Here is a 15,298-nt window from a genome sequence, read left to right as displayed (position 1 = left end):
GCTAGTGTGCTGATCATCGCAATATCTGATAAGGCATGAGCGATGGCAGTTTAAGCTGCAATACATAAACCTTTTGTTTAAGAGTTTTGTCTGTCTTAGTGAATAAAGATACATTAGAATGACCGACATTAAAATGTAATCAATAAGTTAAGTCTAATTTAAGTCTAGGTTGAATGGCGTTTTATTTTGGTTTTTCCACAATAATAGTCATTTAACTTCGTTTTAGAAGACAACTAATAAAAAAGGCAACTATGTTTTATCCTTTAAGTGTGTTTATAGGATTACGCTATACAAAATCAAAGCGTAATAATAAATTTGTGTCGTTCGTTTCATTATTCTCGACCGGTGGCATTATCTTAGGTGTTTTAGCCTTAGTTACTGTGCTATCGGTGATGAATGGCTTTGAAAGCGAATTAAAGCATCGAATATTGGGCGCTGTACCTCATGCCAAACTCACCAATCAAGCGCATACGCTTAGCGATTGGCAGCAGCGTATTGATAGCCTTCCTCGTGATCCAAGTATTGTCGCCATTGAACCTTTAATTGACGCAGAAGCTATTGTGCAAAGCCCAACGGCTTTACAAGGTGTGACCATTGAAGGTGTATTCCCTGAAAAATACAGTGGTGATGTCGTGAAGAAAGGTATTTACCTTGGGGATATTAATAGGCTCAAAGAAGGTGAATACAAGGTCATTATTGGCAGCTTATTAGCGACGACATTAAATGTTGGAGTGGGTGACAAGGTACGTGTGATCTCAACACGAGGTGCACGTTATTCTATATTAGGTCAAGTGCCTAGTGAGCGTAATTTTACTGTGGCTGGGATCTTCAGTGTAGGCTCTGATGTCGATGGGTTTCTTGTCTTAATGAATGTCAAAGATGCATCGCGATTAATCAGAATTGGACAAGATCAAGTCACTGATTTGCGCTTTTACTTCAATGACCCTTTTGCCATTGAAACTTGGCAACAACCACCACTAGCCGATGATGAATTAATTACTGATTGGCGAAGTACTCATGGCGAGTTATTTGCTGCGGTTAAAATGGAAAAGAACATGATTTGGTTATTATTATGTTTAATTGTGGCTGTGGCTGCTTTCAACATTTTATCTTCTTCTGTGATGGTGGTGACCGATAAAAGTGCGGAAGTGGCGATACTCAAAACCTTAGGTATTCGCTCTAGCACAATTAATTGTATTTTTATTATTCAAGGCGCTTTTAGCGGTATCGTCGGCGCTTTGATTGGAACAGGGCTAGGCTTGCTCTTAAGTAGTTATATTAATGAAATTATTGCCTTTTTAAATTTGCATATAGTAGAAAATGCAGCAAGCGATATTAGGTTATTACCTGTATTGCATGAACCAGTACAAATTGTATCTATTATGTTAGGCGCAATGTTTTTAAGTTTATTAGCCACGTTATATCCCGCTTATCGAGCAGGTAAAGTAAGTCCAGTAGAGGCATTAAGATATGAGTAATTCAATTATAGTTTGTAACAATTTAAGCAAAGTTTACCAAGAAGGGCGATTAGCAACACCTGTTTTACAGGGCGTAAACTTGAGCGTTTCTAAAGGAGAATTACTGGCGATAGTGGGTACTTCGGGCTCAGGTAAAAGTACCTTATTACATATATTAGGTGCGTTAGATGTTCCAACGTCAGGTGATGTGGTTTTTAATGGTAATGATGTTCATAAACTATCTACTAAACAACAGGCGAAATGGCGAAACCAAGAGTTAGGTTTTGTTTATCAATTTCATCATCTTTTATCTGAGTTTAGCGCATTAGAGAATGTAGCAATGCCGCTTCTCATTGCTGGCGAGCCGATTAAAGAAGCACAAAAAAAGGCTGAATTATTATTAGCAAGAGTGGGATTGAGTGATCGTATTGAACATCGTCCAGCAGAACTATCGGGCGGAGAAAGACAACGCGTTGCAATTGCCAGAGCCTTGATCAATAAGCCTTCTTTAGTCTTAGCAGACGAACCTACGGGTAATCTAGATGCAAAAAGTGCCGATTCTGTTTATCAATTATTAAAAGAGCTAAATAAAGAATTAGGCACTGCGTTTGTCGTTGTGACTCATGATCAGCAACTTGCTAATAAGCTGGATAGGCAGTTGTATATGAAAAGTGGCGTTTTACAGGAAAAAAGTGATGTTTAGACCCTTATCAGTATTTATTGGTTTACGTTATAGCAAAGCAAAACATAAAAATAAGTTTGTATCATTTATTTCTGTTGCCTCCATTTTTGGCATTGTATTAGGCGTTGCAGTATTGATTATCGGTTTGTCTACCATGAATGGCTTTGAAAGTGCCTTGAGAGATAAACTCTTGTCAGTGATTCCACATGGTGAACTGGAAACAGTGCAAGGTGAGTTTACCAATGAGCAACAAGTATTAACGGCGGTCAGGTCTCACCCAGGCGTAGTCGGTGCTAGTCCATATATAGTGATCAATGGACTGTTGCAAAATAATATTAAGATGAAAGCTCTGCAAATGCGTGCCATAGAGCCAGAATCAGAAACACAAGTGACTTCCATTGAGAAATACATCAAGCAGGGTGGATGGGAGTTACTAACGACAACCGAAAATGGATTAATTTTAGGTGAACCGGTGGCCAAACAATTAGGTTTATCAGTAGGGCAACGCGTCACTTTATTATTGCCGCAAGAGGGTGAAACGAAATTAAAAGCACCGCGTAAGTTCTCGTTTATTTTAACGGGTACTTTCAAAATGGGTGGACAGGTTGATACGACCTTAGGTTTTATCCATATCAATAAAGCGAAACAGATGTTGAATATTGAACATGCAACGGGGATTGCATTTAAAGTTGACGATGTTTTACAGGCGCAAGTTATCTCTCGTGAGGTTGGTTATAGTTTACAAGTTTATATGTACGTTAAAAGTTGGATCACATCTCAAGGTCACTTATACCGAGATATTCAAATGGTGAAGTCATTAATGTATGTCATTTTACTATTAGTAGTGGCTGTAGCTTGTTTTAATATCGTGTCGACATTAGTGATGGCTGTAAACGAAAAACGTGGTGATATTGCTATCTTGAAAACCATGGGGGCCAATAAGTGGTCACTAAGAACTATCTTTATGGTGCAAGGAGCCTTTAATGGTTTTATTGGCTCGGTACTCGGTGCATTATTAGGGACTTTTATTGCCATTAATCTGAGTAGTGTCTTTAGTGCGATTGAAGGAATGTTAGGCAGAAAACTATTGTCTGGCGATATCTATTTCATCGATTACTTGCCTTCTCAAATTGATTATCAACAAGTCGCTGTGATCAGTCTGGTGGCTTTTGTGATGAGTGTTGTGGCGACCATTTACCCTGCATGGACCGCAAGTAATATAGAGCCTGCGAAAGAACTCGGTTATAGCCATTAATATTAGCTGATAGCGCACAGCATAATGTGCGCTTGAGCTACTTCCAACTACTTACTACCAAAGTATCTCCTACTAAATACAGATAAGCCTAGAGCTTGCCTTAATTGGCTATTAAGCCAAAGCTACCATTTTGGTGTTTGCTTCTTATGTGAATGCTTATTCTTTAATACATTTATTACGCGGTTACTTGTTTTTTTAGCCTCCCTTGTAGATGCAGCCAATAAAACAAAGCACTTCGCTGCATTTTACTTAGATGAAGTTTGTTTTAGTTTTTTAGTTTGACGCAAGCAGGGAGACTAAAGTCACCGCCCCGAAGCGAACGTCAATACTATTCCGCTTAGATAGATACTCACCCATTTATTAACACTAGGTTTACTCACTTTCAGGAACCTTACTTTGACTTTGGGGCGGTGGCTTCAGCCTCCCTTGTAGATGCAGTTAATAAAACAAAGCACTTCGCTGCATTTTACTCAGATGAAGTTTGTTTTGGCTTTTTACTTTGATGCAAGCAGGGAGACTAAAGTCACCGCCCCGAGGCAGAAATTGAGTGTTCTTATGGGGCGGTGGGCGAATTAAGCGTCAGCTTAGTATCTTGAGCGGAGAAGCTCTGCGACTCTTTTTTAGCCTCCCTTGTAGATGCACAGTTAATAAAACAAAGCACTTCACTCTTTACCTTATTGTATTTTACTTAGATGAAGTTTGTTTTGGTTTTTTATTTTGATGCAAGCAGGGAGACTAAAGTCACCGCCCCGAAGCGAACGTTAATACGACTCCGCTTAGATAGTTACTTATCTATTTATTAACGCTAGGTCTACTCACTTTTAGGGGCTGAGTAATTTGGATTCTTGAATAGTCATCTTGAAAATGTGCTAAAGCCAGTAAACGCATTTTCATTGGTAATGAAGTTTGTTTACGGGTAAATACTTTGAAGTCTGTCTTTTTTATATACTCTATCTTGAGTTGTTTTAACCGCAATAGATAAATCAATTAGATCATATTTTTACTTAGATTGGTATGGTGCAGGCGTATAGAGTTGTTTATTTGATTGTGAGAAGGGGGGATAAATTTTAAGCAAAAAAAAGCGCGCATAAATGCACGCTTAATGGAATTAGATACAATGATTAATCGTCCATAATACCTAAAATGCTCAGTAGGTGAACAAAGATATTAAAGATGTTTAAGTATAAAGAAACCGTTGCACGAATGTAGTTAGTTTCACCACCATTTACGATACGGCTCGTATCAAATAAAATCAAACCAGACATGATTAATACAACCACACTACTGATAACTAATTGCATCAGTGGGATTTGTAAAAAGATATTGGCAATCATTGCTACAACAACAGCAATCATACCCGCCATTAAAAACCCGCCCATAAATGAGAAGTCTTTTTTGGTGCTTAATACATATGCTGATAATGCAAAGAAAATAAGGGCAGTTGTCCCTAATGACTGCATGATTAATGCTGGGCCATTTGGCATTGTTAAATAGTGATTTAACATATTACCTAGTGATGCACCCATTGCACCAGTAAACATAAATACCCAGAATAGACCTTTACTTGTATCAGCTGTTTTTGAAACAACAAATAATAGTGCAAAAGCCACAAGCATTAATACTAATGATGCAATTGGACCTATCCCGATCATTGTTGCGATAGTCGCAGTGAATGCACTAAAAGCTAAAGTCATACCTAATAACATATATGTATTTTTCAATACTTTATTTATCGATATACCTGTACTTTTAGTCTGTGTGTTGAATGTAGAATTCATACTTTACTCCAGATTGGTTAAATTACAATTTACATCATCATAACATTTGAATGGGGCTTGTGAAGTCTTTTTATGTCATATTTTAGAAAATAAACGATAGGACAGAAAGTGGGGATTAGTTAATTAATTTAGCTGTAAAAAACAAAAAGGCACATAATGTGCCTTTTATTTAAAATAAACTGATTAGCTTATTTTATTATTTAGCACCTTCGATGATACCAACGAATTCTTCGATGATTAATGCTGCACCACCTACTAAACCGCCATCGATATCAGCTTGAGCAAATAGTTCTTTTGCACTGTTTGCTTTAACACTACCGCCGTAAAGAATTTGTACTTTTTCAGCAACTACTTCACTTTGTGCTTTTAACCATGAACGGATATGAGCGTGAACTTCTTGTGCTTGCTCAGAAGTTGCAACTTTACCAGTACCGATTGCCCATACTGGCTCGTATGCGATTACTGAGTTTTCAACTGCTGCGATACCAGCAACGTCGATAACAGCTTTAAGTTGTGCTTCAACTACTGCGAATGTTTTATCAGTTTCACGCTCTTCTAGTGTTTCACCGATACAAAGAACAGGTACTAGACCATTTTCTTGAATCGCAACAAATTTAGCTGCAACAACTGCATCTGTTTCATTGTGGTATTGGCGACGCTCAGAGTGACCAACCAAGCTGTATTTAGCACCGAACTCTTTAACCATTACTGGTGAAGTTTCACCTGTAAATGCACCAGAAACATTAGTGCTTACATCTTGAGCACCAAATTCAATGCTGTTGCTTGCTGTTAAATTAGCAACTTGCTCAATGAAAATAGCTGGTGGGCAAACGGCAACTTCAACATTTGATGCTGCGTCTGCTGCACCTTCAATACCTTTGATTAATGTTGAAACAGACTCTTTAGTTCCGTTTAATTTCCAGTTACCCATTACTAGAGGTGTTCTCATATTTGACTCCATAGCTTTATTAAAATTAAATTCTATAATCTTTTACAGTCAGTTAAAGGCGTGTGACACGCTTCAACTTATTGCTTATTTTATTCTGCGAACAAATTATCCGTTATTGTGCGTAAATACAAGGATAACTAGATCAAAAAACCTATCTTTATTTTTAAGTTTTAAAATAATGACTTATTTGACTTCCGTAAATTGAACTGGTGAATGCTGCTTGTAATAATCGTTGTGCATTTCTTCATCTTCAATTGGTTGTGGTTTAAACTGTTCGGTATCAAATGCAGTATCACCACCATCTATTATCCCTGAATCTTTATTAATTGATTTGAAATCAAATAAGTTAGTATCTGCTAAATGCGAAGGGACAACATTTTGTAATGCCGTAAACATGGTTTCTAATCTCCCTGGATATTTAACATCCCATTCGTTTAGCATGTCTTTGGTCAATTGGCGTTGTAAGTTAGGTTGTGAGCCACATAAGTTACACGGGATAATTGGAAAGCCTTGTAGTTTAGAAAATGCTTCTATGTCTTTTTCTTTACAATATGCCAGTGGGCGTATCACGACATGTTCACCATTATCAGAAACAAGTTTGGCAGGCATTGATTTCATTTTTCCTGCAAAAAATAGGTTAAGCATCATGGTTGCTAACATATCATCTCTATGATGACCGAGCGCTATTTTAGTTGCGCCAAGTTCCTTGGCTGTTTTGTATAAAATACCACGGCGTAAACGAGAACATAAACTACAAGTGGTTTTACCTGGCTCTAGTTTTTCTTTGACGATGCTATAGGTATCTTGCTCAACTATTTTATAATCAACACCAAGTGTATCAAGGTATTCAGGTAAAATATGCTCAGGAAAGCCCGGTTGTTTTTGGTCTAAATTGACAGCAATGATATCAAAATCGATAGGTGCAACAGCTTTAAGTTGGCTTAGCATCTCTAATAACGTGTAGCTATCTTTACCGCCTGATAAACAAACCATTATTTTGTCGCCATCTTCGATCATATTATAATCTGCTATGGCTTGGCCGGTTTGTCTACGCAACAGCTTGTTTAGTTTTTTATGGGTAAATTTGTCTTTGTCTGAAAGTTGTTGCGTCATGGTGAACCTTGTAGATAGGGAGTAAAAACAAGGCGCATTGTATAAAAAGAGTAGGCAATATGAAAGCCTTACGTCAACCTTTACGTAGTTTTAAATTTGATTTAAAGAGGGGGCTTGATTGGTCAGGAGCTGACCAATCTTCATGGCGTTATTTTTTAACGATACTTTTGTTAAGAATTAACCTTTCGGCTATTTTCTAAAATTAGGTTGATGAGTCAGTAATAAATACTTAGTTTGCTCATGTTGAGGGTTTTCACAAATTTCCTCAGACGGGCCTTTTTCAATAATACTGCCCTGGTGTAAGACCATAATGTCATCACTAATGTGTCTCACTAGGTGCATATTATGGGCAACAAAAATATAACTGGTGCCTTTTATCTTTTGAATTTTTATCAATAAATTCACTATTTTAAAGCGTAGTGAAATATCTAAAGTGGCTAAAACTTCGTCAGCAATGATAATGTCAGGGCTTAAAATCATCGCTCTGGCTATCGCTACTTGGTGTTTTTGGACGTTAGAAAGCATATCTGGGTAGAAAGCCAAATAATCAGGTAATAAGCCAACCAATTTTAAGGTTTCAAGAATTTGTTGGTGGCGCTCTTCTTTATTTAGATCTGTATTTAGTTCCAATGGCGCATTTAATATCTTCCCAACGGTGATTTTAGGGTTTAATGAGTAATTAGGATCTTGGAAAATCATTCTAATCGTTGTACAACGCTGTTGCGAACTTAATGTACCAATCGGCTTCCCATCAATGTAAATTCTACCTGAGGTGGCTGTTAATAAACCGGCAAGGGTTCTGATCAGTGCACTTTTTCCTGAGCCACTTTCTCCGACAATAGCTAAGGTTCGGCCTCTTTCTAATGTGAAATCGACTCCGCCAAATGCCGTTATAGTACGGCTACTAAATAAACCATCTGCTTGTTTAAAGCATTTTGATAAATTACTAACACTTAATATTGGTTGCATAATTAACTCAACTTAATCGGGTAGTGGCAGCGATAACTATGACCTTTTTTAGTGGTAATGGTCGGGTTTTTAACACAAATACGCTGTGCTCTTGGACATCGAGGACCTAGTCTACATCCTATTGGCAACTGGTTTGATGAAGGGATGTTACCGGGCAAAATATAGATCTCTTGTTTATGTCCGTGCTCTTTACCATCATACATAATGGTTTTTAGCATGGCTTGAGTATAGGGGTGCATAGCAGCTTCTATAATGTGTTTATAAGACCCTGATTCCACCGTTTGACCACAATAAATTAAGGTCATGTAGTCTGATATCTTTGACGTGTGTGCAAAGTTATTACTTAAAATTAATAACGTTGTGTTATTTAACTGGTTTAACTTATATAACAGTCGAAATATTTGTGACTGTGTCACCGCTTCCATTGCCGTTGTTGGTTCATCGGCAATAATCAAGCGTGGATTATTCGCTATTGCCATGGCGATCATTACCTTTTGACACATACCTTCAGATAATTGATGAGGATATGAATTCAAAACTGAAACATGATTTTGTATGCCTACTTTGTGCAGTAATTCTTTAATTTGTAAACGTCTTGATGAAGGTACATTGGAGTAACCTAGTTTTTTTAATAAGCCGCGACAGTATTGTTTCCAGCTTTTTTTAGGTAAAACAGATTCTATTTGCACTCGAATTTTCTGACTAGGGTCCAAATAAGTACTAGGCTCTTGGAAAATCGTTGAAATTTCTTTACCCAAAATTTTACGTCTATCTCTTGGTGAGAGTTTAGTTAAATCTGTTTGACCTAGAAATAACCGATCCGCAGTAACAGTCCAATTACTTGCATGTAAACCTAAGATAGCTTTGGCAATCAGTGTTTTACCCGATCCTGACTCACCAATTAAGCCATGAATTGAACCATCAACAATACTTAACGATGCTTTATCAATGACGCGAATTTTACCTTGCGCTGTTTCAATATCGATACTCAGGTTTCTTACATCTAACAAAGCCATTAACTTTCCCCTTCAATAATTGCTTGGCGTAAACCTTCAGAGAAAACATTGACGATAATGATAACAGAAAAGATAGCAAGCCCTGGTAATGCGACTAACCATGGAGAAAGATAAACAAGTTCCATGCTGCTCGCAATTAATGAGCCAAGTTCTGTTTGTGGTAATTGCGCGCCAAAACCTAAAAAGCCTAAGGTTGCAATTTCAATAATTGCTAATGTGAATAAACGATTTATAACGGTGACCGTAGGCTCCAAAATATTAGGTAGTATACCGTATTTAAACAATCTCAACTTGGTTGCCCCGTCTAAGCGTAAAGCAATAACGTATTGTTTAGATAATTCTTGTTTTATAAAGAGGTAACTAGTACGCACAAATTGAGGTAATAAACTCAGTCCAATGGCAATTAAACAATTCACATAGCTAGGACCAAATATGGTAATTAAAATGAGGGCTGATAATAGCGCGGGAATCGCTAGTAATGTATCCAAGAGGTGGTGCAAAATACTCGCTTTAATGCCTTTTGCTAGCGCTGCACTGGCACCGATAAACATCCCCAATAATGTGACGCATACAGTGATTAACACAGCACCGCCTAAGGTAAGCTGTAAACCATAAAATAATCGAGATAATGAATCTCGGCCTAAATCGTCGGTGCCTAGTATATGATTAACATCCCCACCTTCAATCCAATAGGGTGGTAATAGCATTTTTTCTGGATTTTGTGATAACGGAGAATGAGGCACAAACCAAGGTGCAAAGATACATAATGCAATAAAGAAGATCATTAACCACATCGCCATCACCGCGATCGATTTTCGTTTGAATATTGACCAGATATAATGCAGTGGCGATTGAACTTTATCTTCATCAAAACCATTGTTAATCAGCATATAAAGCGCTCCTTCTTAAAGGGCTGATGATAACCATGAAAATTTCTATAAAAATGCTAAATGTTAAAATGAAGCCAGAAATAATTAAAATACCCACCGGTAATACTAAATAGTCGCCTGATTTTAAGGATATAAACAACCATTTTCCGATGCCATTTAAGTTAAATACAATTTCGATGGTCATCGCAAAAGAAAAAATAGTGCTCATTTGTAAACGCAATTGCGGAATAATAGGAGGAAGGGCATTTCTTAAAGCATGAGCAACCACAATCTTTCTTCTTGAGAAGCCTTTAGCATAAGCAGCTTGAATATAGTTTGAACGCATTACCATTGTCATTGAACTACGTGTTAAACGAACAATTTCTGTGATCAAGAAAAAAGATAAGGTTAATGCCGGTAAAATCAAGTGTGCAACTCGATCGATAAATGCAAATAAATCATATTTATCAACAACAAATAACGTATCGATCAATAAGAATCCGGTCACGACTGGCACATCATAAATTAAACTTAAATTGCCATCGACAGGTAATAGGTCGCCCCAAACACTCGGTAATAAGACAGCCATCACGCCTACCCAGAAAACCGGTAAAGCTAGCGCGACAATGGCGATGGTCATAATCACATAATCGAGGCGTGAGTTTCTAAATAAGCCCGCAAGTATCCCCATTGGTATCGCAAAGAAACTGGAAAATATTAGTGCTACAAAGCATAACTCCAATGTAGAAGCAAAGAACACTAAGCCTCTTTTGATTAGATCTTTGTTGTCTAATGAAGAATAGCCAAAGTTACCGTTTAGGATATGCCATAGGTAATTACTATACTGATAAAAATAGTTTTGATGGTTAATGACTTCTGGGTTATGACTAGCAACTAATACGCGATCAACAATGAAGGCGATGATTGTTAAAATAAATGCAGTAATGAATAGCAGAGTTAAACGTCGCTGTAAAAAAGATAACATATTATTTTAGATCCTGTTTAATGGCATATTGAAAATTTATACCAGTTAATGGATTAACTTCTATATTTGAAATGGTATTAGAAACGGCATCTAACCTTAATACATGTGCAATAGGTAAATAAGGTCGTTGCTCACGTGTAATAACCTGAATCTTATAGTAATTCTTGATGCGTTGTGCAAAATCCGGCTCAGTTAAAGATGCGTCTAACAATGATTGAGTCTCATCGGAACACCAATGACTACTGTTTCCTGTATTAGGGGTCGAATTACAACTTAATAAAGGTCTGAATATACTATCTGGGTCATTGATATGAACATTAATGCCGGTTAAATAAGTATCGTAGTCCCCATTTTTCAATCTATCTTTAAGTGCTTTACCGCTTAAATTAATAATCTGAGCTTGTATACCAATTGCTGCTAAATTTGCTTGAATTAACTCAGCGGTTTTATGAAAGTTAGGGTTGAACGTATCACCGCTCTCTGGAACGAGAATAGTGAGTACTTTAGAAAAATCATAATCCAACGACTGCAATGTTTGTCGAGCCTGCTCTGGTGCAAATAATGTCTCGTCTATATTTGCCTTTAGCGCCCAAGATTGTTTATTTAGCAGCGTTTTTGTCTGTAAGGCACTTTGGAAGTAAACCGCATTTAAAATTGTTTTTACATTGATAGCTTTTGAGATCGCTTGTCGTACTCGGTGATCTTGTAACGTTGGTTTACTTGTATTAAATGCCCATAATGCCAAATTAGCAGATACCTTACTAATAATACTGACATTTTCGTTCTCACTGATCGTTTCTAACTGGCTCGCAGCTGGATATGAAATAGCGTCACATTCCCCTGATAATAGTTTGGTATAACGTTTACTCGCACTGGTATTAGTAAAGTAGATTAAATTATCAATATTACCGGTTTTCTGTGCAAATAAGCTGTGTTTTGAATAGCGAATTGTACCGTTATTATCGTATTGCTTAAATTTAAATGGACCAGTACCAATTGGCTCAAAATCGATATTTTTAGGTGTGCCTTGCGCTAATAGTTGATCAGCATATTCTTTAGAGTGAATAACCGAATAATGTGCTGCAAGATTCGCCAATAATGTCACGTCAGGCTTTAATAAAACAAACTCAATGGTGAGATCATCTATTTTATTTATTTCAGACAAAAGGTTTGTGAAAGGGTGGTTATAAAAAAAGTTATTACCTTGGTTGTTAATAAAGTGGTAAGGATTATTCTTATCTAGCATTCTATTTAGGCTAAATAATACATCATCGGCATTTAAAGTACGTGTCGGTGTAAAATAGTCGGTATGATGGAAGTGCACATCCGAGCGCAATGTAAAGCGGTATCGGAGTTTGTCTTCACTTTGTTCCCACTTTTCGGCCAAATCAGGTACAAATTGATTGGTTTCTTCATCGATTTTTACCAAGCGATTGAAAAGCTGATGAGTAGTTGCATCTAAGCTCGCAACATCATGACTTATCAAGGGATTAAAAGAGCTAGGTAAACTCTCTGTACAATAAATCAGGGTGTTTTGAGTTAACGCTTTATTTTGATAACAACCAGTTAGGCTGATAACTAAGAACAATAAGCATATTAAGCGCATAGTGCGATTCTATTCCATTAGGCTAGTAAAAATAATTTAACAGCTAAGCAATGTGTTTAGCTGTTAAATACTATTTGTGAACGATCATAATATAAACATGGATCGGCTAGTTGTTAAATATGAAATTTAATTAACATGTAAATTTGCAAATTTATCAAGTAATTCTGCCTGTGTTTCTTGATGGTTCGGATCAACAATAATGCAATTGATTGGGCAAACTGCAACACAAGTTGCTTTTTCATAAAAACCCACACATTCAGTACATAAATCTGGATTTATTTCATAGATTTCTTCACCAAATGTAATTGCTTCATTAGGGCATTCAGGATCGCACATATCGCAATTGATGCAACTATCTTCAATTAATAAAGCCATATTATTTACTATGTGGATGACGGGTATCATTACCCTGGACAAGATTACGCATTAATAAACCATGCTCTAATTCAATTTCTTTAGGTATTGGCATAAACAATGTATGGCCAGAACCTGGTGCAACATCAACCAGTTCACCTTTTCTATTATGTAACTCTTCGAGTTTAAAGTTAATATTTCCCTGTGGCGTCATTAACTCTAATTTGTCACCGACTAAAAATTTATTTTTAACATTAACTTCTGCTAGGCCCGATTCATTTCGGCCCATTATCTCTCCCACAAATTGTTGTGTTTCACTGACTGAATACCCGACATCGTAATTTTGGTATTGATCATGTGTATGACGACTTAAAAATCCTTCTGTGTAGCCGCGGTGCGCTAAGTTCTCTAAAGAAGTCATTAAAGAAGGATCAAAAGGCTTGCCTGTAATGGCATCATCCATCGCTTTACGATAAATTTGAGCAGTACGAGCACAATAGTAGAAGCTTTTTGTTCTTCCCTCTATTTTTAATGAGTGTACACCCATTGCTAATAAACGTTCTACATGTTGAATCGCTCGTAAATCTTTAGAGTTCATAATATAAGTGCCGTGCTCATCTTCATAAGCTGGCATATATTCGCCTGGTCTACCTTGGTCTTGAAGTAAAAACATTTGGTCAGTAGGCGTTCCAACACCGAGGGTTGGTTCTGCTGGTTGAATGGCAACGATATCACCCGTTTCATTTTCTTGGGCTTCGTGAGCGTCATATTTCCAGCGACATGAGTTAGTACAAGTACCTTGGTTTGGGTCGCGTTTGTTAATGTAACCAGATAATAAACAGCGGCCAGAATAAGCCATACATAATGCGCCATGTACAAAAACTTCGATTTCGATTTCAGGGCAATGAAAGCGAATATCTTCTATTTCATCTAATGACAACTCACGAGAAAGAATGACGCGAGTAATACCTTGTTGATACCAGAACTTAACCGTTGCCCAATTTACTGCGTTTGCTTGTACACTTAAATGTACAGGCATGTCAGGGAACACATCGCGTACCATCATGATTAAACCAGGATCAGACATAATCAGAGCATCTGGCTTTAAGTCTACAACGGGCTTCATATCACGTATAAATGTTTTTAACTTTGAATTATGTGGCTGAATATTACACACAACATATAGCTTTTTGTCTTGTGCATGAGCCTCATTAATGCCCACTTGTAATTTTTCGAGATTAAATTCATTATTTCTAACTCGAAGGGAATAGCGAGGTTGTCCAGCATAAACAGCATCTGCTCCATAAGCAAAAGCGTAACGCATATTTTTTAGTGTGCCTGCTGGCGATAATAATTCAGGTTTCATCTGTCCCTCTTGAAATAAAAAATTAAGAGCTAATCACGTAAAATTAATGTGTGATTCTACTTCTTTTAGTCAAAAAGTTGTAGGAGAAGTGGTGAAATATTAAATATTAGGCAGAAAAGCGACGAAAATAGACTGAAAAGACAGCTATCTTGATAATTATGTTCACATTTAATAAACGCAACACTATACTACTCCCTTAATTTATATTGATAATCAGAGAACTACTCAGGCTATCTTTCACCATCGTTTTTAAATATTAGGTTTTACATGGAAAACACAGAAAAGTTTACAAATAACAAACAAATCATTACTTTCTTAACGGAGCAATTTCCTGCTTGTTTTATTGCCGGATCTGAATCTGCAAAACCATTAAAAATAGGTGTGTTTCAAGATTTAGCTGCCCGTTTAGAAAATGAGCCTCGTGTAAGTAAAACTCAGCTTCGTGGTGCATTGCGTCAATACACAATGAGCTGGCGTTACCTTCACTGCGTTAAAGTAGGCGTAAAACGTGTTGATTTAGATGGGGTTGAAGGTGAAGAAGTTTCTCAAGAACACGCTGACCATGCACAGCAATCTCTAAAAGAGAGTAAAGAAAAAGCATTCGCGAATAAAAAGAAGACTGATGCTAAGAAAGCGCCAGCACGTGCAGCTAAAAAAGTTTCAATACCAAACCGCAAAAAAGCTGATACTAAAAAACCAGCTAAAAAGGCAGAAATTGACTTAAGCCAATTTAAAGAAGCTACACACAGTGAACTAAAAGTTTCTCAGCCAGTCAAAGTGCTGTTAGGTAAATCTCCTGTTTCCGCTACCGTTGTTGAAATCTTAAAAGAAGAAGTTCAAGTACAACTAGACTCTGGAATGGTTGTAAAGGTAAAAGCTAAACATTTAATCGTATAAGG

General features: G+C 37.1%; 14 protein-coding genes. 4 read left to right on the top strand and 10 right to left on the bottom strand.

Features of this window, described 5'->3' with window-relative positions; translation table 11 throughout:
- Positions 1 to 251 precede the first annotated feature (251 nt).
- The 3 genes from V6256_RS04785 to lolE are packed head-to-tail and all read left to right on the top strand — an operon-like array spanning position 252 to position 3,394.
- Positions 252 to 1,478 (top strand): lipoprotein-releasing ABC transporter permease subunit, encoded by a 1,227-nt coding sequence (locus V6256_RS04785; RefSeq protein WP_341596934.1) that lies wholly within the window; start codon positions 252 to 254, stop codon positions 1,476 to 1,478.
- On the top strand, positions 1,471 to 2,160 hold the full coding sequence (gene lolD / locus V6256_RS04780) for a lipoprotein-releasing ABC transporter ATP-binding protein LolD (protein WP_341596933.1): 690 nt from the start codon (positions 1,471 to 1,473) through the stop codon (positions 2,158 to 2,160). The genes V6256_RS04785 and lolD overlap by 8 nt, the downstream gene beginning before the upstream one ends.
- Positions 2,153 to 3,394 (top strand): lipoprotein-releasing ABC transporter permease subunit LolE, encoded by a 1,242-nt coding sequence (gene lolE, locus V6256_RS04775; protein ID WP_341596932.1) that lies wholly within the window; start codon positions 2,153 to 2,155, stop codon positions 3,392 to 3,394. The genes lolD and lolE overlap by 8 nt, the downstream gene beginning before the upstream one ends.
- Before the next feature lie 1,121 nt (positions 3,395 to 4,515).
- Here lolE and V6256_RS04770 read toward each other — a convergent pair.
- The 10 genes from V6256_RS04770 to trhP all read right to left on the bottom strand — a co-directional run bounded on the left by V6256_RS04770 (position 4,516) and on the right by trhP (position 14,399).
- Positions 4,516 to 5,172 (bottom strand): Bax inhibitor-1/YccA family protein, encoded by a 657-nt coding sequence (locus V6256_RS04770; RefSeq protein WP_341596931.1) that lies wholly within the window; start codon positions 5,170 to 5,172, stop codon positions 4,516 to 4,518.
- A gap of 196 nt (positions 5,173 to 5,368) precedes the next feature.
- Positions 5,369 to 6,121, bottom strand: a complete 753-nt coding sequence (gene tpiA / locus V6256_RS04765; protein ID WP_341596930.1) for a triose-phosphate isomerase — start codon at positions 6,119 to 6,121, stop codon at positions 5,369 to 5,371.
- Between the two features lie 183 nt (positions 6,122 to 6,304).
- A complete protein-coding gene (gene ttcA / locus V6256_RS04760; protein WP_341596929.1) occupies positions 6,305 to 7,234 on the bottom strand; it encodes a tRNA 2-thiocytidine(32) synthetase TtcA in 930 nt (309 codons plus the stop codon).
- Positions 7,235 to 7,423: 189 nt separating this feature from the next.
- The gene (locus tag V6256_RS04755; RefSeq protein ID WP_424141046.1) at positions 7,424 to 8,206 is read right to left on the bottom strand and encodes an ATP-binding cassette domain-containing protein; all 783 of its coding nucleotides are present in this window, start codon (positions 8,204 to 8,206) and stop codon (positions 7,424 to 7,426) included.
- Positions 8,206 to 9,219, bottom strand: coding sequence for an oligopeptide/dipeptide ABC transporter ATP-binding protein (locus tag V6256_RS04750; RefSeq protein WP_341596927.1), 1,014 nt, complete (start codon positions 9,217 to 9,219; stop codon positions 8,206 to 8,208). The genes V6256_RS04755 and V6256_RS04750 overlap by 1 nt, the downstream gene beginning before the upstream one ends.
- Positions 9,219 to 10,109: an ABC transporter permease subunit gene (locus V6256_RS04745; protein WP_341596926.1), complete on the bottom strand. Its 891-nt coding sequence runs from the start codon at positions 10,107 to 10,109 to the stop codon at positions 9,219 to 9,221. Before V6256_RS04745 ends, V6256_RS04750 begins: the two co-directional genes overlap by 1 nt.
- Positions 10,099 to 11,073, bottom strand: coding sequence for an ABC transporter permease subunit (locus tag V6256_RS04740; protein WP_341596925.1), 975 nt, complete (start codon positions 11,071 to 11,073; stop codon positions 10,099 to 10,101). The genes V6256_RS04745 and V6256_RS04740 overlap by 11 nt, the downstream gene beginning before the upstream one ends.
- A gap of 1 nt (position 11,074) precedes the next feature.
- The gene (locus tag V6256_RS04735; protein WP_341596924.1) at positions 11,075 to 12,679 is read right to left on the bottom strand and encodes an ABC transporter substrate-binding protein; all 1,605 of its coding nucleotides are present in this window, start codon (positions 12,677 to 12,679) and stop codon (positions 11,075 to 11,077) included.
- A 126-nt stretch (positions 12,680 to 12,805) separates the two neighbouring features.
- Positions 12,806 to 13,054 carry a YfhL family 4Fe-4S dicluster ferredoxin gene (locus tag V6256_RS04730; protein WP_341596923.1) on the bottom strand — a complete coding sequence of 83 codons (249 nt, stop codon included), beginning with the start codon at positions 13,052 to 13,054 and terminating at the stop codon, positions 12,806 to 12,808.
- 1 nt (position 13,055) lies between these two features.
- Positions 13,056 to 14,399, bottom strand: a complete 1,344-nt coding sequence (trhP, locus tag V6256_RS04725; RefSeq protein ID WP_341596922.1) for a prephenate-dependent tRNA uridine(34) hydroxylase TrhP — start codon at positions 14,397 to 14,399, stop codon at positions 13,056 to 13,058.
- Between the two features lie 267 nt (positions 14,400 to 14,666).
- Between trhP and proQ the strand changes: the two genes are divergently transcribed.
- A complete protein-coding gene (gene proQ / locus V6256_RS04720) occupies positions 14,667 to 15,296 on the top strand; it encodes an RNA chaperone ProQ (protein ID WP_341596921.1) in 630 nt (209 codons plus the stop codon).
- The last annotated feature ends 2 nt before the right edge of the window (positions 15,297 to 15,298 follow it).

The sequence above is a fragment of the Psychromonas aquatilis genome, from assembly GCF_038155185.1.
GTDB lineage: Bacteria > Pseudomonadota > Gammaproteobacteria > Enterobacterales > Psychromonadaceae > Psychromonas > Psychromonas aquatilis.
The sequence above is the reverse complement of the archived record's forward strand: the minus strand, read 5'-3'. Positions and strand labels throughout refer to the sequence as shown.